Here is a 1,272-nt window from a genome sequence, read left to right as displayed (position 1 = left end):
AGCAACTGTTCGGTGAGCCGGTCCACGGCGTGCTTGGTGTCCAGGAACATGATCACCCGGCCGTCGCGAGCAGCGATCTCCACAGTGGTGGCCTGCTTGTCGGCGCCTGTGATGTGCAGCACGTGGTGCTCCATCGTGGTGACCGCGCCCGCCGAGGGGTCGACCGAATGGACCACCGGGTCGGTCAGGTAGCGGCGGACCAGCAGGTCGACGTTGCGGTCCAAAGTGGCGGAGAACAGCATCCGCTGGCCCCCGGGACGTACCTGGTCGAGCAGGTGGGTGATCTGCGGCATGAAGCCCATGTCGGCCATCTGGTCGGCCTCGTCCAGCACGGTGATGCCGACCTGGTCCAGGTGGCAGTCGCCGCGCTCGATGAGATCCCTGAGCCGTCCCGGGGTCGCGATGACGACCTCGGCACTGTTGCGCAGCGCATGGGCCTGGCGGCTGATCGACATGCCGCCGACGACGGTGGCCAGCCGCAGCTTCAGTGCTTGGGCGTACGGGGTGAGCGCATCGGTGACCTGCTGGGCCAGTTCCCTGGTGGGGACGAGGATCAGGGCTAGCGGTCGCCGCGATTGTGCCCGCTGTCCGCAGGTGCGGGCGAGCAGGGCCAGGCCGAAGGCGAGTGTCTTGCCCGACCCGGTGCGCCCCCGCCCCAGGACGTCCCGGCCGGCCAGGGAGTTCGGCAGCGTGGCCGCCTGGATCGGGAACGGTTCGTTCAAGCCCAGGCTGGTGAGCGTCTTCAGCAGTGCGGGCGGCATGTCGAGTTGCGCGAATGTCGCGGCTGCGGGCAGGGCCGGGGTGACGGTGACCGGCAGTGCGAACTCTCTTTGGAGCTCGGCGGGACGCCGCCCGTTGCCGGACCGGCTGGAGGTGCCTGAACGGCCTTGAGCCGGAGAGCTGAATCGGCCGCCCCTGCTTCGGGCGGAGCCGCCCGTACGGGGCGAAGAGTTGCGATCGTGCGCGCGAGTTGCGTGGTTCATGCAGAACCTTCCTCGATGCGGCACGTGTCAGGATCCTCGGCGCGTTGAGCGGCACAAGAACAGCTAGCACGAGCCGAAGAAAAGACGAGTCGAACCGGCGGAGACAGCCTGGGTTCGTACGTCGAAATGGTCGGCTTTCGCCGGGAAGAACGCGGCTGTGATGCGGCGCTGTAGAGCTGGAGCGGGCCTGTGCCCGAACCGGAGCCATCGGTGGTGCATCCGGTGTGCGGCGGGAGAACAGACATGCTGTCCTGCGCGGGTTGTGAGGTCGTCACGGCACGATGGATGC

1 protein-coding gene is annotated in these 1,272 nt (G+C 68.0%); it reads right to left on the bottom strand.

Translation table 11 applies throughout. The features are described 5' to 3' along the window. A partial coding sequence (locus ACIHAD_RS48870) for a DEAD/DEAH box helicase (protein WP_397361753.1) occupies positions 1–983 on the bottom strand: 983 nt, incomplete at its 3' end. Positions 984–1,272: the final 289 nt, after the last annotated feature.

The organism is Nonomuraea sp. NPDC052265, from assembly GCF_044547985.1.
Lineage (GTDB): Bacteria > Actinomycetota > Actinomycetes > Streptosporangiales > Streptosporangiaceae > Nonomuraea.
This window is presented reverse-complemented; position numbering and strand designations above follow the sequence as displayed.